19 protein-coding genes are annotated in these 21,111 nt (G+C 38.9%); 15 read left to right on the top strand and 4 right to left on the bottom strand.

The features are described from left to right. Nucleotides 1-106 precede the first annotated feature (106 nt). A complete protein-coding gene (locus UXI14_RS16615; RefSeq protein WP_335967115.1) occupies nucleotides 107-1,654 on the top strand; it encodes an aldehyde dehydrogenase family protein in 1,548 nt (515 codons plus the stop codon). 77 nt (nucleotides 1,655-1,731) lie between these two features. Here the strand turns inward: UXI14_RS16615 and UXI14_RS16610 are convergent, their stop codons facing one another. Further along, nucleotides 1,732-2,721, bottom strand: coding sequence for an acyl-ACP desaturase (locus UXI14_RS16610; protein WP_335967114.1), 990 nt, complete (start codon nucleotides 2,719-2,721; stop codon nucleotides 1,732-1,734). 350 nt (nucleotides 2,722-3,071) lie between these two features. Here UXI14_RS16610 and UXI14_RS16605 point away from each other — a divergent pair, with 350 nt between their 5' ends. Together UXI14_RS16605 and UXI14_RS16600 are read left to right on the top strand one after the other, a co-directional pair. Continuing rightward, on the top strand, nucleotides 3,072-3,965 hold the full coding sequence (locus UXI14_RS16605; protein ID WP_335967113.1) for an OmpA family protein: 894 nt from the start codon (nucleotides 3,072-3,074) through the stop codon (nucleotides 3,963-3,965). A 31-nt stretch (nucleotides 3,966-3,996) separates the two neighbouring features. Then, nucleotides 3,997-4,485, top strand: coding sequence for a hypothetical protein (locus tag UXI14_RS16600; protein WP_335967112.1), 489 nt, complete (start codon nucleotides 3,997-3,999; stop codon nucleotides 4,483-4,485). Nucleotides 4,486-4,543: 58 nt separating this feature from the next. On the opposite strand, the gene UXI14_RS16595 is transcribed toward UXI14_RS16600, so the two are convergent. The 3 genes from UXI14_RS16595 to UXI14_RS16585 form a co-directional block, all read right to left on the bottom strand. Further along, on the bottom strand, nucleotides 4,544-5,275 hold the full coding sequence (locus UXI14_RS16595) for a metallophosphoesterase family protein (protein ID WP_335967111.1): 732 nt from the start codon (nucleotides 5,273-5,275) through the stop codon (nucleotides 4,544-4,546). A gap of 187 nt (nucleotides 5,276-5,462) precedes the next feature. Further along, on the bottom strand, nucleotides 5,463-6,599 hold the full coding sequence (locus UXI14_RS16590; protein WP_335967110.1) for an ATP-binding protein: 1,137 nt from the start codon (nucleotides 6,597-6,599) through the stop codon (nucleotides 5,463-5,465). 125 nt (nucleotides 6,600-6,724) lie between these two features. Further along, nucleotides 6,725-7,480 carry an SDR family NAD(P)-dependent oxidoreductase gene (locus UXI14_RS16585; RefSeq protein WP_335967109.1) on the bottom strand — a complete coding sequence of 252 codons (756 nt, stop codon included), beginning with the start codon at nucleotides 7,478-7,480 and terminating at the stop codon, nucleotides 6,725-6,727. Between the two features lie 268 nt (nucleotides 7,481-7,748). Between UXI14_RS16585 and UXI14_RS16580 the strand changes: the two genes are divergently transcribed. From UXI14_RS16580 to UXI14_RS16525, 12 genes are all read left to right on the top strand, one after another. Further along, nucleotides 7,749-8,825 carry a DUF4382 domain-containing protein gene (locus UXI14_RS16580; protein WP_335967108.1) on the top strand — a complete coding sequence of 359 codons (1,077 nt, stop codon included), beginning with the start codon at nucleotides 7,749-7,751 and terminating at the stop codon, nucleotides 8,823-8,825. A 154-nt stretch (nucleotides 8,826-8,979) separates the two neighbouring features. Next, complete coding sequence (locus UXI14_RS16575; RefSeq protein WP_335967106.1) at nucleotides 8,980-9,981, top strand: MoxR family ATPase; 1,002 nt, start codon at nucleotides 8,980-8,982, stop codon at nucleotides 9,979-9,981. 89 nt (nucleotides 9,982-10,070) lie between these two features. Next, on the top strand, nucleotides 10,071-10,937 hold the full coding sequence (locus UXI14_RS16570) for a DUF58 domain-containing protein (RefSeq protein ID WP_335967105.1): 867 nt from the start codon (nucleotides 10,071-10,073) through the stop codon (nucleotides 10,935-10,937). A gap of 21 nt (nucleotides 10,938-10,958) precedes the next feature. Next, nucleotides 10,959-12,626: a hypothetical protein gene (locus UXI14_RS16565; RefSeq protein ID WP_335967104.1), complete on the top strand. Its 1,668-nt coding sequence runs from the start codon at nucleotides 10,959-10,961 to the stop codon at nucleotides 12,624-12,626. Further along, nucleotides 12,627-13,628 carry a VWA domain-containing protein gene (locus UXI14_RS16560; RefSeq protein WP_335967103.1) on the top strand — a complete coding sequence of 334 codons (1,002 nt, stop codon included), beginning with the start codon at nucleotides 12,627-12,629 and terminating at the stop codon, nucleotides 13,626-13,628. It abuts the gene before it with no gap. A 3-nt stretch (nucleotides 13,629-13,631) separates the two neighbouring features. Then, nucleotides 13,632-14,681: a VWA domain-containing protein gene (locus UXI14_RS16555; protein ID WP_335967101.1), complete on the top strand. Its 1,050-nt coding sequence runs from the start codon at nucleotides 13,632-13,634 to the stop codon at nucleotides 14,679-14,681. After that, nucleotides 14,656-15,630, top strand: coding sequence for a tetratricopeptide repeat protein (locus UXI14_RS16550; RefSeq protein ID WP_335967100.1), 975 nt, complete (start codon nucleotides 14,656-14,658; stop codon nucleotides 15,628-15,630). The genes UXI14_RS16555 and UXI14_RS16550 overlap by 26 nt, the downstream gene beginning before the upstream one ends. A gap of 2 nt (nucleotides 15,631-15,632) precedes the next feature. Further along, entirely contained in the window at nucleotides 15,633-17,420 is a 1,788-nt protein-coding gene (locus UXI14_RS16545; protein WP_335967099.1) for a BatD family protein, read from the top strand. Beyond that, nucleotides 17,417-18,199, top strand: coding sequence for a tetratricopeptide repeat protein (locus UXI14_RS16540; protein ID WP_335967098.1), 783 nt, complete (start codon nucleotides 17,417-17,419; stop codon nucleotides 18,197-18,199). The genes UXI14_RS16545 and UXI14_RS16540 overlap by 4 nt, the downstream gene beginning before the upstream one ends. Nucleotides 18,200-18,265: 66 nt before the next feature. Continuing rightward, nucleotides 18,266-18,577, top strand: coding sequence for a hypothetical protein (locus UXI14_RS16535; protein WP_277900381.1), 312 nt, complete (start codon nucleotides 18,266-18,268; stop codon nucleotides 18,575-18,577). Nucleotides 18,578-18,752: 175 nt separating this feature from the next. Continuing rightward, a complete protein-coding gene (locus UXI14_RS16530; RefSeq protein ID WP_335967097.1) occupies nucleotides 18,753-20,333 on the top strand; it encodes a SulP family inorganic anion transporter in 1,581 nt (526 codons plus the stop codon). A gap of 54 nt (nucleotides 20,334-20,387) precedes the next feature. Further along, the gene (locus UXI14_RS16525) at nucleotides 20,388-21,014 is read left to right on the top strand and encodes a carbonic anhydrase (RefSeq protein WP_277900379.1); all 627 of its coding nucleotides are present in this window, start codon (nucleotides 20,388-20,390) and stop codon (nucleotides 21,012-21,014) included. The last annotated feature ends 97 nt before the right edge of the window (nucleotides 21,015-21,111 follow it).

Here is a 21,111-nt window from a genome sequence, read left to right as displayed (position 1 = left end):
ATAAACTCAAAATGAAGGTTTATAGATAGATATGAATGCTTTCCATAAAGAATTCATATATTTAGTGAAATTTGAAACAAAAACAACATAAAAAGTTATAAAAATAATGATTGAAATGACTTCAAAAATTTCTGAAACATTACAACAACTCGGTCTGGAAACCATTAACAACGGAACTTCAACGGGAAGCAACTGGTTTTCTGGCGGTAGCGCAATTGCTTCTGTTTCTCCGGTTGATGGGGAAACCATTGCTCAAGTAAAGGCTACTACCAAAGAAGATTATGAAAAAGTAATAGGCACGGCCGAAAAGGCCTTTAAGGAATGGCGTAAAGTTACGGCACCACAAAGAGGGGAGGTCGTTAGGCAATTTGGAGACAAGCTCCGGGCAAATAAAGAGGCACTTGGTAAACTGGTTTCCTATGAAATGGGAAAATCTTATCAAGAAGGTTTGGGAGAAGTACAGGAAATGATAGATATCTGCGACTTTGCAGTTGGGCTTTCACGTCAACTTCATGGTTTAACCATGCATTCGGAGCGTCCAGGGCACCGCATGTACGAGCAGTGGCATCCCATGGGGGTTGTAGGCATTATTTCGGCATTTAACTTCCCTGTGGCCGTATGGTCATGGAATACTGCCCTTGCATGGGTTTGTGGCGATGTGTGCATTTGGAAACCATCAGAAAAAACTCCGGTTGTCTCAGTTGCTTGCCAGAAATTAATTGCAGAAGTGCTTAATGAAAACAACCTTCCGGAAGGAATATCGTGTTTAATTACAGGAGATTATAAAGTAGGCAAGTGGCTTGCCAACGATAAAAGAGTACCATTGGTTTCGGCTACGGGATCTATACGTATGGGGAAAATAGTAGCGCAGGCAGTAGCGGCCAGATTGGGGAAATCGTTGTTGGAACTTGGCGGAAACAACGCCATTATTGTTACCCCCGATGCCGATATTAAAATGACGGTTATCGGTGCAGTATTTGGTGCGGTTGGAACTTGCGGGCAACGTTGTACTTCCACCAGAAGATTGATTGTACATGAAGCTGTTTACGAAGAAGTAAAAAATGCCATTGTAGATGCCTATAAACAGCTAAGGATAGGAGACCCGTTGGACGAAAATAACCATGTTGGCCCATTGATCGATAAAGATGCCGTAAACAATTATTTAAACGCCCTTAAAAAAGTACAGGAAGAAGGTGGGACTATTTTGGTTGAAGGTGGCCAGCTTGAAGGAAATGGTTACGAAAGCGGTTGTTATGTCAAGCCCGCAATTGCCGAGGCAAAAAACGATTTTAAAATTGTACAGCACGAAACTTTTGCACCCATTTTATACTTAATGAAATACAACGGAAGCATAGAAAATGCCATTGAATTGCAAAACGGGGTTGTTCAAGGACTTTCTTCGGCTATTATGACCAATAATTTACGGGAAGCCGAATACTTCTTATCGCATCAAGGCTCGGATTGTGGAATAGCAAATGTAAACATAGGTACCAGTGGAGCAGAAATTGGTGGCGCATTTGGCGGTGAAAAAGAAACCGGCGGCGGCCGCGAAAGTGGTTCCGATGCATGGAAAGTTTATATGAGGCGCCAGACCAACACTATTAATTATACAACAGAGCTTCCTTTGGCACAAGGAATTAAATTCGATCTGTAGGAAACCTCACAGAATAATTAGATAAAAGTCAAAAAAAAGCCCGCCACAATTTTTTATTTGTGGCGGGCTATATATTTTTATAATACCCCGTTTGCCTCGACCCACTTAAAAATATGGGGATCTTGTGGAACTGCCATTCTTTCGGAAATCCTTTTTAATCGATTGGGTAAAGCAATTAGGTAATCCCTGGCTTTTTCGGCCTTATCGTTTAATTCATTTATTTTGTCGATTTCCCAATATTGGTTAAGTCGCTGTAGAATATCTATATAATCAAAAGTGGTGTAAACGCCCAGTCTTTGTGCGGCATTCGAGAAATTTTCGAAGGCACTCCCAATTTGGTCGCCAGATTCGCGAACAAACTGTGCAGGCATAACAATTTTTCTTTTCATCATATCTGCAAAGGCAATCATTATTTCGCTGGGGTCGTAATCAAAAATAATTTTTACAAATTCACGATAGGCCAAATGGTGCCTCATTTCATCGCCTGCAATAACGTTGCACATTTTTGCCAGCATTTTATTGCCTCTTTTTTTGGCCAATTGCCCCACTCTTTTATGCGAAATATTGGTTGCCAGTTCTTGAAAAGACGTATAAACAAAGTTTTTATAGGGGTCTCTTCCAGTTCCAATATCAAAACCATCGGCAATCATGTGCTGCGTGGTTTTTTCAATTTCTTTCATGTCAACACGGCCAGACAGGTATAGATACTTGTTTAAAACATCCCCGTGCCTGTTCTCTTCGGCAGTCCAGTGGCGTACCCATTTAGACCAGCCGTTACGGGCATGTTGGTCTACGCCTTCAACATCCATTAACCAAGATTCGTATGTGGGAAGTGCTTCTTCGGTAATGGTGTCGCCAACCAAAACTACCCAAAAGTCGTACCCAAGTTCTTGGGCTTCGCCTCTTATCTGCCTTACTTCTTCATAAAAGTTTTCACTTTGTGAGTCTGGAAGGAAATCGGTAGGTTGCCATATTTGGTCTACAGGTATAAGGTACTGTTCCAGAAAAGAGTCTACCCTCTTTTCTATGGTTTGCATTACCTCAAGTCTTATGTTGTGCAGTGACATACTTCTTTATTTTAAAGGTGGTAAATATCGTATTTCTTTATTCTAAACACGAATACTTTTAAAAATTTCTACAATTAATCCTTTAATATCAATTATTTGATTGTTTTTAGTTGTTGATATTCAGTTTTTTAGGTTGGTGTGTTAAATATTTGGTAAGCTAAATAAAATACTCTTAAGAAGTGTGAAAATTTCTATGGAGCCTTAATTAAAGATACAAAATTTTACGCAATCTCATGTTATTTTATAATTATCATAACTGTTTGATATAAAGTTTTTTAACAAAATATGCCATTTATACAATAAAATAGTTAAATTTGAGTGTAAGAAACTATTAATCAACCATCTGTAATATGAAGTCTCTGTACATAATCGGGATCTTGCTCACTATAATCATTGGTTCTTTTTTTAATTGGGTTTTATGTTGTGACGTAGTCACCGAGGAAGTGGAAATCGACGAAGTAATAGTTGTTGAAGAGAAAGCCCCGGTTATAAATCCGCTTATTATTATAGACAGCACCGGGAGCTTTAATTATGAGGCCAACGATAATTTTAATTTTAACGCTTCCGATTTTATTATTTTAAGGCCGCTCGAACAAGGGGTTGAAGATGGGGTAATGCAATTAAAGGAGTATGTAGGCAACGATGCTTCAAAATTTGTAAATGTTACCGGGTATTACGAAAATTCCGAAACCAACAATTCAGCATTTCCAAACTTAGGTTTGGCCCGTGCAAATGCCGTAAAAAATCATTTAATAGCACAAGGGATATCATCTAAAAAAATCAATACGTTTGGAGAATTGCAAGACGGGCTTCCAAAACAGGATAGTATATATGTTGGCCCAGTTTCATTTTTAATAACAAACGACGCCAATGTAAAAGATGCCGAACTCATTGTAAAAAATATTAAAGAAAATCCAATCGTGCTGTATTTCGATACCGGCAAGAGTACTATTTCCTTATCGGAAGAGCAACGCTTGAAATATCAGGATATCGTTAGGGCAATGGATAAAGTAGACGATGTTTCTGTTTTAATTGTCGGGCATACAGATAATACCGGAAATGCCGAACAAAACATGGTTTTAGGAAAAAACAGAGCCGAATTTATAAAGGCGTATTTAGTTAAAAACGGAATCCCATCCGAAGAAATAGTTACGGTATCCAAAGGACAAGAGCAACCCATTGCTACCAATGATACGGAAGAAGGCCGTGCCGAAAACAGAAGAACCGTAATAACAATAAAATAGTAACACTAACCATCCAAAATTTAAATAGATTATGAACTGGTGTTTGATTATCCCGTTAATTGTAGGCGTTATTTGTGCCATATTAGGTTATTTGTTAGGAAGGCTATCTTCCGGAAACAATAATGCCGAAATAGATGCCTGGAAGAAAAAATATGCAAAACTGGAAGCCGATCTGGTAGATTGCAGGTCTAAATTATCAACGCAGCCCGCAATTGCCGTTATTCCTTTTGATGCCGGCCTGGCAAAATCGGTTTTTGGAAAAGCGATTAAACAAGACGATCTAAAAATTATTGAAGGCATAGGCCCTAAAATTGAAAAATTATTTCAAAAGCACGGTATTGTTACCTGGAAGGCCCTAGCTGAATGTAGTGTGGAAAAATGTCAGGAAATCTTAGATTCGGGAGGAAAAGCCTTTGAGATACACCGGCCCGGGACATGGCCAAAACAGGCTCAACTTGCGTATGAAGGTAAATGGGCGGAGCTGTTAAAATGGCAAGACGAACTTAAAGGAGGAAAATAAAACGATAAACTAACCAACCAAAGTAAAAGAAGGCATTGTTGAAAAGCAATGCCTTTTTTTAGTTTCTCCCTTTTTCATTTGGGTACAGCTCGTTAACATTGTCGCTCTGCCAATATTCTTTGGTATCTACATCCAGAATGGTAAGCGGACTTTTATAAGCGGCCCCGGTGTCTATGTTCCAAACTTTGTTGATATTTACGGGAACGGTCTCCCCAATACGGATGGTGGGTGTATGCCCAATATAAATTTCGCTGTAATGACGCAGCCGTTGCGGATAAAACATGTTGTCTTCTGTTAGGTTTTTATCCATGGCCAGTACCATTTCCCATAAAGAGCGGTCCCAATAAGCCATTTTTGGAAAATATTCGTTCGCAACTCCATGCGCATTGGTAAATCCCGCATGTACAAACAACCTGTTTTGCCCATCGATATGATAATTTTCCAACGATTCCAAAAAATTTAAATGAATGCGTAACGTTGCTTTGTCCAGTTTATCGTAGGCATCAACAGTTGCCTGCCCTCCATGAAACAGCCAAGCTTCATTTTTTTTATGCGTTTGAAGCCAATCCAGAAAAAGGGCATCGTGGTTTCCTTTAATAAAAATGCATTTATTGGTATCCCGTAACTCAATTAGCATATTAATTACCGCTGGCGATTCGCTCCAGCCATCCACATAATCGCCCAAAAAAACGAGGCGGTCTTTTGGAGAGACCCCAGCTCTTTCCATAACTTGTTTCAATGCCTTGTAAGCACCATGTATATCGCCAACGACCAACGTTCTTCCGTTCATTTATAATTTTTTAAAATCAGTTAAACCATATTTAGTGTGAAATTACAATTTAAGATTGGGAATGGGGCCCGGACAATAAAAAAATCTTTTGAAGGATCAATGGCGTTATAGAATAAAGCTCATGTGAAAATATAAGCAAAAGTACATGGCATCAGAAGGAAATTGGGTTCCGTTGAGACTTGGCCGGCTATGAATAATCTACTTTTCTTAAAATACGCAAAGCCTCTTTTAACGAAGCATACACATCTTTGTTGTGTTCTTTTACGTACCAGCGGTAATCTTCCAACATTTGTTTGGCACCGTTAAACCCGTTTAAATAGCAAATTAAGTGCGTGGCAGGAATGTTTTTTAAATCTTTTTCGTCCTGATTGTTTAATGGAAGCCCTTTTTTTAGTTTTTCTAAAATAGTGTTGTTGGTATTAAAAATATGATAAAGCATTTTTCTATCGTATTGCGGGGGCTCGAATATCAACGTGCTGTCTATTTTGTATGAACCATTGTCATGGAAACAAATTTCAACCTTTTCCAATGGATAGAATTTTTTATGGTTGTTCAGGCCAAGTTGTACGTATTCTGTGGTAGAAAAAGTATTGTCGTCATAATTTATTTCAACTTCATCCAAAGCCGAATAAAATAATTTTACCTGTTCGTTTATAAGTTCAATATCAACCCGGGAATAATATGTTGTGTCTTTCACTTTTTTTTCTATGCCCGCCCAACATACTACAAACTGCTCCTTAAAAACCTTGTAGCTAGAGCTTAAATCGGCGTGTTTGTTGTTCAAAAAATCAACAACCCCGTCCAGGGTAAGCTCGATGTTGTTTTTGGCATGTTGTTCTATTTCGGCAACAATGGCAGAATTGGTATCTTTTATTTCAATATCAAATACTTTGGGCATGCTCATGCTTCCGTCCCTAAAAAAAACAGAACCGCCCCAATATTTCCAGATATTTTTTTTAAGTGCCGCAAGTTTGCCCGAAGACCGAATGGTAACCAATCCAACCACTTTTCCTTCTGGAAGCTGGGGAAAATAAATGTTTTCATAAGAAACAATGGGGGCATTGTCAATATAGGCATTTACCAAATTCTGGATTTTACTATCGTCAAAAAAATCGACCCCAACAATTTTGTTGTCTTCATCCTCAACGCCCACAACGATAAAAGAATTGTTTTTGGGGTTGGAATTTGCCAAAGCACATAAATGTTTTATAAACTTTGCCTTGCCTTCCTTATCCCCGATATTTATAAAACGCTTTTTATCGTAAAAACTATTCTCATCGTTGTGAGCCAATAGGTTTTTTACTAAGAGACGTTTATTAATCATAATAGCAATGTATGCATAAAGAGTTCCCTCTAAAGATATAAAGTTGAAGTGTAAAGCAAAAGAACTATGGCATTTTACTTTCTTTTTTCATTATAAATAGGGTCCGGACCTTAAAAAAACAGTTGCTAATTTTTGTTTACAATCGTACTGGTGGCCTGGTCGGTAGGCATTACAATAAGGTCGGCAATATTAACATGTGGCGGGCGTGAAATGGTAAAGTAGATTATGTCGGCAATATCTTCAGGAGTTAAAGGCGTAAAGCCTTGATATACGGCATTGGCCCGGTCTGTGTCGCCTTTAAAGCGGACTTTGCTAAATTCGGTTTCCACCAAACCAGGGTTTACGGCGCCAACACGTATCCCGTGGGCATGTAAGTCTATGCGCATTCCTTGGTTAATGGCATCTACCGCGTGTTTGCTGGCACAATACACATTGCCGCCGGGATATACCTCTTTTCCGGCCGTAGACCCAATATTGATTATATGTCCCGATTTTTGTTGTACCATTCCGGGTATTACCGCCTTAGATACATACAACAATCCTTTTACGTTTATATCCATCATAGCATCCCAGTCGTCTATATCGCCTTTGTCAATAGGCGACAGTCCATGGGCGTTCCCGGCATTGTTAATTAAAATATTTATTTTTTTAAATTCTTCGGGAAGGGTTTTTATGGCCTCTAAAACGGTATCTTTATCCCTTACGTCAAATTGCAGGATATGCACTTTTACAAAAGTTGAAAGTTCCAGTCTTAAATTCTCAAGTCGGTCGGTCCTTCTTCCGCAAAGAATTAAATCAATGTTATTGTTGGCAAATACTTTGGCCGTGGCCCTGCCAATACCACTTGTGGCACCGGTAATAAGTGCAATTTTATTTTTCATGCTCATTTTTTTTGCTGAAGGTGTTCATCTTTCTTCTCAAATAAGGTCATCCCGAAATCTGTAAACAGTATTGTTTGCAGTAAGTTAAGGGGGATTTTAAAAATGAAGCCCCATTAATCTAAATTACGGAAAAATATAAAGCATCATTATTTAACAAGCAATCTTAACATTCGTTAACATCTATAAAATGTTAAGCTCCCGTAGATAATAGCAGACCGCTTGCGCAAGGTGTTCTTAAAACTTAAATATTAATTAAATAAACCTATTTATGAAAAATCTTAGAAGATTGTCGAGCAGCCTACTTATGTTATTAGCAATATTATTTGTTGCAACCAGTTGTAGTGATGATGATGATACCAACACAGATATCCCTTCTGATGAAATGTCTAACGTAACCGTGAAGTTAGTAGACGCACCGGGAGATTATGAAAAAGTAAATGTAGATATTCAAGATGTATTGATAAACCGTACCGATGACGACGAAAGTGGTTGGGAAAGTATCGGGGAAATTAATGCAGGAGTATACGATTTGTTGGAACTTACCGGTGGGGCCAGTGTAATTTTGGCCGAAAATGAAATCGCCGCAGGCGAAATTGAACAACTACGTTTGGTATTGGGGGACAATAATACCGTAGTAGTTGATGGAGAAGAACTTCCATTGGATACGCCAAGTGCCGAGCAGTCAGGGTTAAAGATCAAATTCGACGATGTTGAACTGGACGGCGGATATTCGTATGAAATTATTTTAGACTTTGATGCCGAAAAATCTGTGGTAGAAGCAGGAGAATCAGGGAAATATATTTTAAAACCTGTTATCAATGCAAGTACCGAAGTAAATTCGGGTAGAATTGCCGGTGCTGTTGTTCCAACAGATTACCAAGTATTGGCTTCGGTAGTAACCGAAGAACAAGATACCATTACAACCTACACGGACGATAGCGGTATTTTTGTGTTGAACGGCGTGCCTGCCGGAACTTACGAAGTGGTTTTAACCCCCGATGAAGCATCTGGTTATGCTGAGGTAACGGTTCCAGATGTAGCCGTAGAAAACGGTGAAGTGGCCGATATAGGTTCTATCGAGCTGGAAGCAGTAACCGGAGGAAGCATTACAGGAACGGTAATAAATGCCGATACAACCGTAACAGCCTCTGTAATTGTAGATGATGAAGTTGTATCTGCCGATACCAACGCAGATGGGGCATTTACCTTAGAAGGTGTTCCAGCAGGAACATATATTTTAACGTTAACCCCGGCCGAAGGATCAGCCTTTGGGGAAATGAGCATTGAAGCCGTAGAAGTTGTAGACGGAGAAGCAACCGCCATAGGCGATATTACCCTTCAATAGTTAATAAACTACAAAAAAAATACTAAGAGTAGCCTAATCTTTAGGCTGCTCTTTATTTTTTAACCAATTGTTAACAGCGTCAGTCTAAATAAATTTTCAATTTGCGTCATATTATTGTTGGTGTTATCTTAACGCCTTAAAAAAATTAACATAAATGGAGCAAAATACTACATTAGACATTAATGCTATTAATGAAAAAATAGAAAAAGAAAGTGCTTTTATAGATGTTTTAACCTTAGAAATGAACAAGGTCATTGTGGGGCAAAAGCACATGGTAGAACGATTGTTAATTGGTTTATTGGGGCAGGGGCATATTTTACTGGAAGGTGTTCCCGGGCTTGCCAAGACACTGGCTATTAACACTTTGTCCAAGGCAGTCCATGGTACTTTTAGCAGGATACAATTTACGCCAGACCTCTTGCCTGCCGATGTGGTAGGAACTTTGATATACAATATTAAGGAAAACGATTTCTCCATAAAAAAGGGCCCTATTTTTGCAAATTTTGTTTTGGCAGATGAGATTAACCGTGCCCCCGCTAAAGTACAGTCGGCTCTTTTGGAAGCGATGCAGGAAAAACAGGTAACCATTGGCGACGAAACCTTTATCCTGGATAAGCCATTCTTGGTAATGGCCACGCAAAACCCGGTAGAACAAGAAGGTACATACCCGCTTCCCGAAGCTCAGGTAGACCGTTTTATGCTGAAAACAGTAATAAATTACCCTAAGTTAAACGAAGAGCAATTAATTATCCGTGCCAATTTAAAAGGCGAGTTCGACAAGGTAGACCAAGTGGTTACCATTGAACAGATAATAAGGGCACAAGAATCGGTTAGGGAAGTATATATGGATGAAAAGATAGAAAAATATATCTTAGACATCATCTTCGCAACACGTTATCCCGAAAAATATAATTTACCCGAATTGAAGCCGCTCATCAGTTTTGGTGCATCTCCAAGGGGGAGCATCAACTTAGCTACGGCGGCCAAATGTTATGCCTTTATTAAAAGAAGGGGGTACGTAATCCCAGAAGATGTCCGTGCCGTAGTTCACGATGTACTGCGACACAGGGTGGGGATTACCTATGAAGCCGAAGCCGAAAACATAACTTCTGAAGAGATTATAAATAAAATTGTAAACGAAATAGAAGTACCATAAGATTTTGGAACAGTGCACAATGATTTATGGTTTGGGAAATCGCTGGTCGTTAAAATCATAAATCGTAGGTTTAAATCTTAAATCGAAAAATGGATACTAAAGAACTACTAAAAAAGGTTAGGAAAATTGAAATAAAAACCCGCCGGTTGAGCGATCATATTTTTGGCGGCGAGTACCATTCTACCTTTAAAGGTCGCGGAATGACATTTAGCGAGGTGCGCAATTACCAATTTGGGGACGATGTGCGCAATATAGACTGGAACGTTACCGCACGTTACAACGAACCTTTTGTAAAAGTTTTTGAAGAAGAACGGGAGCTTACCATGATGCTGATGGTAGATGTAAGTGGATCTGAGCTTTTTGGAACTACCAATCAATTTAAAAAAGAAATCATCACAGAAATATCGGCTACATTGGCTTTCTCTGCTATGCAGAACAATGACAAAATTGGGTTGATATTGTTTTCGGATAAAATAGAATTATACATACCGCCAAAAAAAGGAAGGTTTCACGTGCTTAGGATTATCAGGGAATTAATTGAGTTCGAGCCCGAAAACCACAACACAGATATCAACCAAGCACTTCGGTTTATGTCGAGTGTCAGTAAAAAAAAGGTAATATGCTTTTTGCTTTCAGATTTTATGGCCAACGACTATGAACAGGCTTTAAAAATAGCCGCCAATAAACACGATATTACGGGCATTAGAATTTACGACGAAAAAGAAGAAAACATCCCAAATATCGGGTTTGTCCAAATGGAAGATGCAGAAACCGGAGAATTAATGCTTGTAAACACCAAATCTAAAAAAGTGAGAAACCAGTACGGGCAACATTATAAAGACCGTGTAAGCTATTTTCAAAACATATTTACCAAAAGCGGTGCCGGGGCACTGAGCAGCCGTGTAGACGAAAGTTATGTGAAAAAATTATTGGGATATTTTAAACGAAGAGGATAAAAACGATTTTTTATAATAAGAATGACAGATTTGTTTTTTAATAAAAAGGGTGTTGAAATATCATTGCAGGCAAAAGTAAAGGCATTTTTGTTTGTTATGCTTTTTTGTGCCATGACAATAAGTGCTTTTGCCCAGTCTACGCCCCGGGTAAAATCTTCGGTAGATTCAACAACTATTAAAATTGGTGAGCAGGTTCATTTTAAGGTAGAAGTTGAAACCGATACTACTGCACAGGTTGTTTTTCCAGAAGGGCAGACCTTTATGCCGTTGGAAGTAGTTGAAGCACTTCCTACAGATACGCTTATCAATCAGGATAAATTCAATTTAATAAAAGAATATGCCCTCACTCAATTCGATTCCGGGCATTATACGTTGCCACGCCAGCAAATAATGATCAACAATAAACCCTACTTTACCGATTCATTAAAAATTGAAGTAAATACAGTTGCTGTAGATACTACCAAACAAAAAATGTACGATATAAAAGGGCTGGCGCAAGTAGATAAACCAATGGGCAATTGGTGGAAATGGCTTTTGTTGGGAATTGTTGCGGCGGCCATTGTAGGCGGATTGCTATATTGGTTTGTTTTTAGAAAAAAACCATTGACCGAAGAAGAAAAAATTGCGCTCTTGCCCCCGTACGACCGTGCTTTGGCCGAACTTAAAAAACTGGACGAGTCCAAATACCTTATTCAATCAGAATACAAAGAATATTATACAGAGTTAACCAACATTGTCCGTTCGTACCTGGAAGACGATGTCCATATTTCGGCCATGGAAAGCACGACGGATGAATTGATAACAAAAATGGAGCTTCTGCGCGATTCTGGAAGTTTAAAGATCGACGACGATACCATTAAACAATTTAAAAACGTTTTACAAACCGCCGATTTGGTGAAATTTGCAAAATCCACTCCCGAAAATACCATTATTGACAGGGACCGGAAAACCATCGAACATATTGTTGTAAAAACAAAAGAAGCCTTGCCCGAGCCAACCGAAGAAGAATTGATGGAGCAAGAAGAATACGTAGAAGCCTTTAAGCAGAAAAAGAAAAAACAACAGATTAAATATGCCATTGCATCGGGAGCAGTTGTGCTGGTGTTGGTTTTAGGGGTTTTTATATACAAATATGGCTTTTCCAGTGTGAAAGACTCCGTTTTTGGCCATCCTACCAAATCGTTGCTTGAAAGTGAATGGGTGGGCAGTTCTTATGGTTTTCCCGCTATTTATGTAGAAACGCCCAAGGTGTTAAAAAGAGAAACGGGAACACCAAAAGAAGAAGCCCTGGGAACCAATAGTCACCAAGTATTCTCATCGGGGAGCATGCATAGCGGTTTCTTTGTTCAAGTGAGTGTGTCGACTTATAAAAAAGAGGCCGATTTTGATGCAAAGAAAGCAATTGATGCCGCTATAGCCCAAGTAGAAAAAGCTGGGGCAAAAAATATGGTTGTAAAGCAAGAAGGGCTTACCACCCCTACCGGGAAAGAAGGAAATAAGGTTTTTGGTACATTGGAAATTGAAAACCCCGAAACCAGGAAAAACAGAGAGGCGGCCTATATAATTTTAAGTTTTGTGCAAAACGGTGGTTTCGAACAGGTAATTATGGTCTATGATAAGGCCGATTTGTACGCCAATGAAATAGTAAACAAAATTACCAATTCAATAGATTTTAAAACGGAAAGCTAGATGTTTGAGAATGTTCAATTTGTAAATCCACAGTTCTTTTGGTTGTTTTTATTGCTTCCACTGGCTATTGTATGGTATATTTTTAAACGTAAAAAAGAAACAGCTTCCTTAAAAATATCCAGCGTAAAAGGGTTTAAGGGAGCGCCGTCTATCCTTGCCAAATTAAAGCCGGGCCTGTTTATTTTAAGGTTGTTGGCCTTGGCAGCATTAATTACGGCAATGGCAAGACCGCAAACCGAAGATGTTTCTACCCGTACCAAAACAACAAGGGGGATCGATATTGTTATGGCAATCGATGTTTCTTCGAGTATGTTGGCACGCGATTTGAAGCCTAATAGGCTGGCAGCATTAAAAAAAGTGGCGGCAGAATTTATAAAAGAACGTGTAAACGATCGTATTGGGCTGGTGGTGTATTCTGGCGAAAGCTTTACCAAAACACCCATAACAAGTGACAAGGCCATTGTGTTGAGGTCGCTTAACGATATAAAATACGGGCAGCTTGAAGATGGTACGGCCATTGGGATGGGGCTGGCAACATCGGTAAACCGCTTAAAGGATAGTAAGGCCAAAAGCAAAGTAATAATATTGTTGACAGACGGCGTAAATAATTCGGGCTTTATAGAGCCCCAGACCGCCGCAAGCTTAGCAATAGAATATGGTATAAAAACCTATACCATTGGTCTGGGGAGCAACGGCATGGCGCTTTCGCCAATTGCCTACAATCCCGACGGAAGCTATAGATACGGAATGAGCAAAGTGGAGATTGATGAAAAGCTGCTTAAAAGCATAGCCGACGAAACTGGGGGCAGGTATTTTAGGGCGACCGACAATGAAAAGCTATCGGAAATTTATGAGGAAATCAATAAATTGGAAAAAACAGATATAGAAGAATTTAAATATTACAATTACCAAGAGAAATTTAGAATGTTTGCTTTATTGGCATGCGGGCTCTTAATGTTTGAGTATTTATTGCGGTATACCGTTTTTAGAAGTTTTGTATAGATTATGTATCAATTGGATGAAAAAATATATTTCTATGTGCTGGTATTAATACCGGTACTTTTGTTGCTGTATTTAGGATTTAAATTCTGGCAAAAAAGGACGCAGAAAAAATTTGCAAACTCTATATTGCTGGATAAATTGAGCCCAAACAAGTCAACTTTTAAATCGGTTGTTAAATTAGTGCTTGTATTGTTGGCCATAGCATGTTTGGCAATTGCGCTGGTAAACCCTAAAATAGGGACCAAGCTGGAAACTGTTAAGCGGGAAGGGGTAGATATTGTTTTTGCCATAGATGTATCTAAAAGTATGGCTGCCGAAGACATAGCACCCAACAGGTTGGAAAAAGCCAAGCGTATTGTTTCGGAAATTATAAACCATTTGGCGAGCGACCGTATCGGCATTATTGCTTACGCTGGTCAGGCACACCCGCAATTGCCCATTACTACCGATTATTCTGCGGCAAAAATGTTTCTACAGAGCATGAATACAGATATGATGTCTTCACAGGGAACTGCAATTAATGAAGCCATCGATTTGGCAACAACCTATTACGATGATCAAGACCAGACAAACCGTGTCCTTTTTTTGGTTTCAGATGGAGAAGATCATTCAGACATGGCGGTAGAATCAGTGGAAAAGGCAACCAAGGCAGGCATAAAAATATATACCATTGGCGTAGGGACCACAAAAGGTGGGCCTATTCCCATCAGAATAAACGGTATCATCGATTCGTACAAAAAGGACAATTCCGGAGAAGTGGTGGTTACCAGGTTGAACGAGGGAATTTTAACCGATATTGCCCAAGAAGGAAATGGCGAGTACATTAACGGGTCGAATACAGAAAAGGTGGTCGATTTTGTTACGGAAACATTGACCAAAATGGATAAAACAGAATTTGAGTCAAAACAGTATGCCGATTTTAAAGACCAATTTCAATGGTTTATTGCCGGGGCCATCCTGTTCCTGTTTATAGATGTTTTTATGTTGGAAAGAAAAACAGTTTGGATTCAAAAACTTAATTTATTTAATGAGAAGAAGGAAGATGAAAATTAAGAAATACATAGCTGTATCAATTTTAAATGAAGCCGCAATTGATCCAAAAACAGTTTTTTTAACTATTTTGGCACTTTTTGCCTTGCTTGGTTTAAAAGCTCAAGATGCAACTGAAGAAAAATTGAAGAAAAAAGCGCTCGAAGAATCCATAGGATATACCTATGAAGGAAACGAAGCCCTTGCTGGCAAGGACGATGCGGTTGAAGCAGAAATGGAATACAGAAAAGCAATATCTAAAAGTATAGACAATGCCAAGGCAAAATACAATTTGGGTAATGTATATTATAAAGACGATAGCATGGGAGAGGCTTTTATGCGTTATAAAGAAGCTGGAACCACCGCAAAGAGCAAAGAAGAAAAACACAATGCCTACCACAATCTAGGAAATGTGCTTATGAAGAACAAAGAATATCAAAAGGCGGTAGAAGCATACAAAGAAGCACTTAGGAATGATTCCACAGATGAAGAGACCCGTTATAACCTGGCATTGGCAAAAGAATTGCTAAAAAAGCAGCAAGACGAGCAAAAAAACAATCAGGATAATAATCAAGATAACAAAGACCAGGACGAAAATAAAGACAAACAGGACCAGAACAACAAAGACCAACAAGACAAAGATAAAAAAGACGATAAGAACGGAGAGGATAAAAAGGATGATGAAGGCGATAAAAAAGATGAAAACAACCAAGGCGACAATAAAGACGAAAAAGGCGACAATCCGGAAGATAAAAAGCAAGATGAAGGAAAAAACGATAAAAACGAGCAACAGAAGAAAAACCCCGAAGACAAGCCTCAACAACAGCAGCAACAGCCAAGGCCAAATCAGTTATCTCCTCAACAGGTAAAAAATATTCTTGAAGCCATGAACAACGAAGAGAAAAAGGTTCAAGAAAAAATAAATGCCGAAAAGATAAAAGGGGCACCGGTAAAATCTGAAAAAGATTGGTAAAAATGAACGTTAAACTATTTATACTTACTTTTTTTATGTGCTTTTCCGGAGCTGTGCAGGCTCAGGAAGAAGGCGTGAAATTCGAGGCCAAGGTTAGTAAGGATAATCTTGGTGTAAACGAACGTTTGCGTATAGAATTTACAATGAACAAAGATGGCGACAATTTTGTTCCGCCAGATTTTAATGGGTTCAGGGTTTTAATGGGCCCCAACCAATCGGTAAGCAATTCCTGGATTAATGGCAAGCGTTCCTTTTCAAAATCGTATTCCTACATACTTTCGCCTTTGGCAAAGGGAAATTTTACCATCAAGCAGGCAAAAGTCGAAATAGCGGGGGACACCTATAAAACCACGCCCATAAACATTGATGTTACCGAGGCGGTTAACAACCCAAATGCACCGCCGTCCGTAGATGATATTGCCGATGACAACCTGCATTTGGTTGCCGAAGTTTCTAAGGCCAACCCATACCTTAATGAAGCGGTAAGCGTGGTTTATAAATTGTATGTGAGCCCCAGCATTAACGTTTCCAATTTTATACCGAATTCCAACCCGACATACAATAATTTCTGGTCTCAAGATATTAAAGTGAGCAGGTTTCAGGTTGAAAATGGTTTGTATAAAGGAAAACAATATCGTTACGTCGTTTTAAAAAGGGTGGTTTTGTACCCTCAAAAAACCGGAAGGCTTGAAATAGAGCCACTTTCGTTGGATGTAACCGTAGATGTGCCAACCAACAGAAGGGATATTTTTGGGGGAAGACTTTACACACAAACCCATAAAACAGTAACGGCAGGACAGCGTACCATTCGCGTGCAACCCTTGCCAGAAGAAGGGAAGCCCGCAGGGTTTACGGGAGCCGTGGGTCAGTTTAATTTTGACGTCATTGTTACCAAAACCGATTTAAAGGCTAGCGAATCGTTAACGGCTAAAATACAGGTAACCGGCAACGGAAATTTAAAACTGTTCGATTTGCCAAAACTCACGCTTCCCAGTTCTTTGGAAGTTTACGAGCCTGAATTTGAGGAGAAGGTGTCAACCTCTCTGGCAGGGATGAACGGAAAAGTTTCCGATAATTATACCATCGTGCCACAATACAAAGGAAAATACCCGATTCCCGGCGTAGCTTTTTCGTATTTCGACCCTAAAGAAGAAAAATATAAAACGGTAACCTCACAACAAACACTTATAAATGTATACGAAGGACCTTCTGCCGCACAAGCCGATAATGCTGTGGCTTCAAATGGACCGGGAGTAACAAAGCAACCCATTTCAGCAGCGGCAAATCAATTTAGGTTCATCAAATTAAATACAACCTTAACACCCAAGGACGCCAAAGTGTTCTTTGGTTCAACTTTATTTTATGTCATTCTGTTTGGGCCACTGCTTTTAATTCCCATAGCAATAACAATTGGCAGGAAACGTGCCGAAATGGCTAGCGATGTAGTGGGTAACCGTGTGAGAAAAGCAAACAGGCTTGCCAAGAAATACCTTTCGGAAGCCAAAAAGAACCTAGGGAACAAAGAAGCCTTTTATGAATCGTTGGAGCGGGCCCTGCATAATTACCTTAAGGCAAAGCTAAAAATTGTAACATCAGAGTTCAGCAAGGAAAAAATAAGTGAGCTACTCTTATCCAAAGGAGTTGAAGATGATGTTGTGGACAATTTTATAGCGTTGTTAAAAAGTTGTGAGCTGGCCAGGTATTCCCCAAGTACAATTGCAGAAATGCAAAAGGATTATGAAAAGGCCGCCGAAGTTATATCGTTAATAGACAAACAATTTAGGTCATGATAAGAAATGGTAATAAAATACAAATAGGTATTGCCATGGTATTGTTTTTCATGGTTATTGCTCCTGTTTTTGCCCAAAACGAGGATTTGTTTATGGCCGGGAACGATTTTTATAAAAACGGAAAATACCAAGAAGCTGTTGAAAAATACCTGCAAGTTTCTGAGAACGGAGAACAATCACCGGCATTGTATTATAATTTGGCAAATAGTTATTACAAGCTTAACCAGATAGCGCCCAGTATATATTATTATGAAAAGGCCCTGTCGTTGGACCCCGACGATGAGGATATACAAAACAACCTTACGTATGCCAAAAATATGACGGTCGATGCCATAGACGTAATGCCCCAAACAGGAGTCGATAAATTGGTTGAAAATGTAATAGGCAGGCTATCCTATAATACTTGGGCAGTTCTTTCCATAGCCTTTATGGTATTATTTGTAGTGCTGTTCCTTTTGTATTATTTTTCCCGCTATCAGTTAAAAAAACGTTTTTATTTTGCCATTAGTGCGCTTTCTTTAATAGCTTCATTATCGAGTTTGGGATTTGCCTTCAATCAACATGGAATAGCCCAAAGCAACAATCCGGCAATTGTTTTTGCAAAAGAAACTTCTGTCATGTCCGAGCCCAATATGGGCAGCGAAGAAGTGTTTTTGTTGCATGAAGGTACGAAGGTGAATGTTATGAATACCTTGGGCGAATGGAAAAAAATTAAACTGGCCGATGGAAAGATCGGTTGGATTCCTTCATCAGAAATTAAGGAAATAAAAGATATTTAAAAGAACCTTAACACAAAAATTGCATATTTATTATATCTTTGAGTCTTTTACTGAAAATAATAGATATTGAATACGGCCAAGAAAATAATTGTTTACTTTTTTCTATATATATTCTGCTCGTTCATAATTACCCCGGCGGTAATTAAAGTAGTTGAGAAGAATATGGACGTGTCCTGTTTTTATAGTTTGGTAGAAGAAGAAAAAAAAGGTTCTAATACCGGAGAAATAAAAGAGATAAAAGGGCTTCCTTATCCAAAAGATGAATTTCTTTATTTCTCGCAATATTCAAGCAATAGAAATGCTTATTATTACCATATGCACCATTCCTGTGACCAGGTAATGGACGTTATTATACCTCCTCCGGAACATATCGCTTAATATTTTGTATTACATATTTTTTAGACAGTTACCTCGGGGCAAGTCCGCAAGGCACTTAGTAATGAAAATATTTAGATTTCGGGTCAAGCCCCGGAACATTCAAATTTCACTTAGTGAGGAAAGTTTTTAATTCGCTTTCATTTAAAAAAATGGAAGCAAAATAAATAATATAGATATGTTCAAGCATTTAAAAAACGATATACCGGCGAGTCTCGTCGTATTTTTTGTAGCACTTCCCTTATGTTTGGGAATTGCATTGGCAAGTGGTGCCCCTTTATTTTCCGGTCTAATTGCCGGAATAATTGGCGGTATAGTTGTTGGTAGTATAAGTGGATCATCAATCGGGGTGAGTGGCCCAGCTGCAGGTCTTGCAGTAATTGTATTGGGGGCTATTGCCACCCTTGGCTTTGAGAACTTTTTAGTTGCCGTGGTTATTGGGGGAGCAATTCAAATTATTTTAGGGCTCGTTAAAGCCGGGATTATTGGGTATTATTTTCCTTCTTCGGTTATTAAGGGAATGTTGGCGGCCATAGGAATAATTATTTTTTTAAAGCAAATTCCTCATGCATTTGGTTACGATACCGATTATGAAGGGGATTTGGATTTCTTTCAACTCGATGGGGAAAACACATTTTCTGCATTGGGCGAGATGCTCAACTTTATTTCGCCCGGGGCTATTTTAGTAACTGCAATGTCCCTTTTTATTTTATTGTTGTGGGAGAAAGTTTTAGTGAAAAAGAACGATATATTTAAAATCATACCGGGTCCTCTGGTAGCCGTACTTGTTGGTGTTGCTTATTATTTGTTAATAGACCCATCGTCGTTATTTTCTATAGCAGAAGAGCACTTGGTATCGGTTCCCGTTCCAGAGGATGCGGCCTCTTTTTTCGGGCAATTTACATTCCCGAATTTTGCGGCTCTTACCAACCCGCAAGTATGGCTGACAGGTGTTACCATTGCTATTGTTGCAAGTTTGGAGACCTTGTTGTGCGTGGAGGCCACAGATAAGTTGGACCCAAATAAAAATGTTACGCCAACCAATAGGGAATTGTTTGCGCAAGGAACGGGGAACATTATTTCTGGATTAATTGGCGGGTTGCCGATTACGCAGGTAATTGTAAGGAGTTCTACCAATATACAATCGGGCGGGAAGACCAAACTTTCGGCAATTCTTCATGGGTTTTTACTATTGTCTTCAATAATTATAATCCCAAATATTTTAAACAGGATACCTTTGGCTGTATTGGCCGCAATTTTATTTATCGTGGGTTATAAATTGGCAAAACCGGCACTTTTTAAGCAAATGTACTCATTAGGAAAAGGACAGTTTATACCCTTTATCGTTACTGTCTTGGGTGTTGTCTTTACCGATTTGCTGGTGGGCATTGGGCTGGGATTGGCCGTTGGGATTACTTCAATTTTAATAAAGAGTTATCAAAATTCTCATTTCCTTCATATTGAAAAGAAAGAAGACGGGGGACATGTTGTAAAAATGACATTGGCCGAGGAGGTATCTTTCCTTAACAAAGGCGCCATTCTTAACGAATTAAACAAACTTCCTAATAATACGTTGCTGGAATTGGACGTTAGAAAGACTATCAACCTTAATTATGATATCCTTGAAATATTAGACGATTTTGCAATAAAATCAAAAGACAAGGATATTGAAATTAAATTGATATCAAATAAAGGGACAGTATACAACCCCAAAAGTTTCACGGAATTTTTTATAACAAAACGTGAAAATGCCGCATAAATATTTGGGTTCTTATAAAAATTAGTACATTTAATTTAAGAAATAAAAAGTAACATGAAATTAGACATTGTTTTTGAAAATAATAAAAACTGGATAGAAAGTAAATTGGAGCTCGACCCCGAGTATTTTAATGACTTAGGAAAAGGGCAGAGTCCAAAATTATTGTACATAGGCTGTTCGGACAGCAGAGTGACCGCGGAAGATTTAATGGGGCTGGGCCCCGGAGATGTTTTTGTGCACAGGAATATTGCCAATATGGTGGTAGGTACCGACCTCAACGCCATGTCGGTCGTAGATTATGCCGTAAACCATTTAAAGGTAGAGCATGTGGTAATATGCGGGCACTATTTGTGCGGGGGCGTAAAAGCAGCCATGCAATCTGCCGATTTGGGCATTTTAAACCCTTGGTTGAGGAATATACGCGATGTTTACCGTTTGCACAAAACCGAGCTCAATGCTATTGAGGACGAAGAAAAGCGCTACAATCGCTTGGTGGAACTGAACGTTCAGGAACAGTGTGTAAACATCATCAAAACGGCCACTATTCAAAAAGCATCAAGGGACAGAGGATTAAAAGTGCACGGTTGGGTGTTTGATGTCCATAGTGGACGATTAATCGATTTAAAAATCGATTTTGATGGGATTCTTAAAAATATCATGGAAATTTATCATTTGGATTGATTTTCAAATCTTCCCAATAAGAACATTTTCATATCTGTATAAAAATATTTTAAGGGGCCTAATTTGGCCCCTTGTTTTGTTTAGCAGGAAAACATAT

This window comes from Galbibacter sp. PAP.153 (genome assembly GCF_037029175.1).
GTDB lineage: Bacteria > Bacteroidota > Bacteroidia > Flavobacteriales > Flavobacteriaceae > Galbibacter > Galbibacter pacificus.
Note: the sequence above shows the minus strand (reverse complement) of the source record. Positions and strands in the feature narration are given on the sequence as shown.

What these genes read in the sequence shown, in the direction of transcription:
- UXI14_RS16530 (WP_335967097.1), top strand. Translation starts at nt 18,753, where the DNA reads ATGTTCAAGCATTTAAAAAACGATATACCGGCGAGTCTCGTCGTATTT.
- UXI14_RS16545 (WP_335967099.1), top strand. Translation starts at nt 15,633, where the DNA reads ATGAACGTTAAACTATTTATACTTACTTTTTTTATGTGCTTTTCCGGA.
- UXI14_RS16585 (WP_335967109.1), bottom strand. Translation starts at nt 7,480, where the DNA reads ATGAAAAATAAAATTGCACTTATTACCGGTGCCACAAGTGGTATTGGC.
- UXI14_RS16610 (WP_335967114.1), bottom strand. Translation starts at nt 2,721, where the DNA reads ATGTCACTGCACAACATAAGACTTGAGGTAATGCAAACCATAGAAAAG.
- UXI14_RS16565 (WP_335967104.1), top strand. Translation starts at nt 10,959, where the DNA reads ATGACAGATTTGTTTTTTAATAAAAAGGGTGTTGAAATATCATTGCAG.
- UXI14_RS16605 (WP_335967113.1), top strand. Translation starts at nt 3,072, where the DNA reads ATGAAGTCTCTGTACATAATCGGGATCTTGCTCACTATAATCATTGGT.
- UXI14_RS16550 (WP_335967100.1), top strand. Translation starts at nt 14,656, where the DNA reads ATGAGAAGAAGGAAGATGAAAATTAAGAAATACATAGCTGTATCAATT.
- UXI14_RS16525 (WP_277900379.1), top strand. Translation starts at nt 20,388, where the DNA reads ATGAAATTAGACATTGTTTTTGAAAATAATAAAAACTGGATAGAAAGT.
- UXI14_RS16570 (WP_335967105.1), top strand. Translation starts at nt 10,071, where the DNA reads ATGGATACTAAAGAACTACTAAAAAAGGTTAGGAAAATTGAAATAAAA.
- UXI14_RS16590 (WP_335967110.1), bottom strand. Translation starts at nt 6,599, where the DNA reads ATGATTAATAAACGTCTCTTAGTAAAAAACCTATTGGCTCACAACGAT.
- UXI14_RS16540 (WP_335967098.1), top strand. Translation starts at nt 17,417, where the DNA reads ATGATAAGAAATGGTAATAAAATACAAATAGGTATTGCCATGGTATTG.
- UXI14_RS16595 (WP_335967111.1), bottom strand. Translation starts at nt 5,275, where the DNA reads ATGAACGGAAGAACGTTGGTCGTTGGCGATATACATGGTGCTTACAAG.
- UXI14_RS16575 (WP_335967106.1), top strand. Translation starts at nt 8,980, where the DNA reads ATGGAGCAAAATACTACATTAGACATTAATGCTATTAATGAAAAAATA.
- UXI14_RS16580 (WP_335967108.1), top strand. Translation starts at nt 7,749, where the DNA reads ATGAAAAATCTTAGAAGATTGTCGAGCAGCCTACTTATGTTATTAGCA.
- UXI14_RS16560 (WP_335967103.1), top strand. Translation starts at nt 12,627, where the DNA reads ATGTTTGAGAATGTTCAATTTGTAAATCCACAGTTCTTTTGGTTGTTT.
- UXI14_RS16555 (WP_335967101.1), top strand. Translation starts at nt 13,632, where the DNA reads ATGTATCAATTGGATGAAAAAATATATTTCTATGTGCTGGTATTAATA.
- UXI14_RS16615 (WP_335967115.1), top strand. Translation starts at nt 107, where the DNA reads ATGATTGAAATGACTTCAAAAATTTCTGAAACATTACAACAACTCGGT.
- UXI14_RS16600 (WP_335967112.1), top strand. Translation starts at nt 3,997, where the DNA reads ATGAACTGGTGTTTGATTATCCCGTTAATTGTAGGCGTTATTTGTGCC.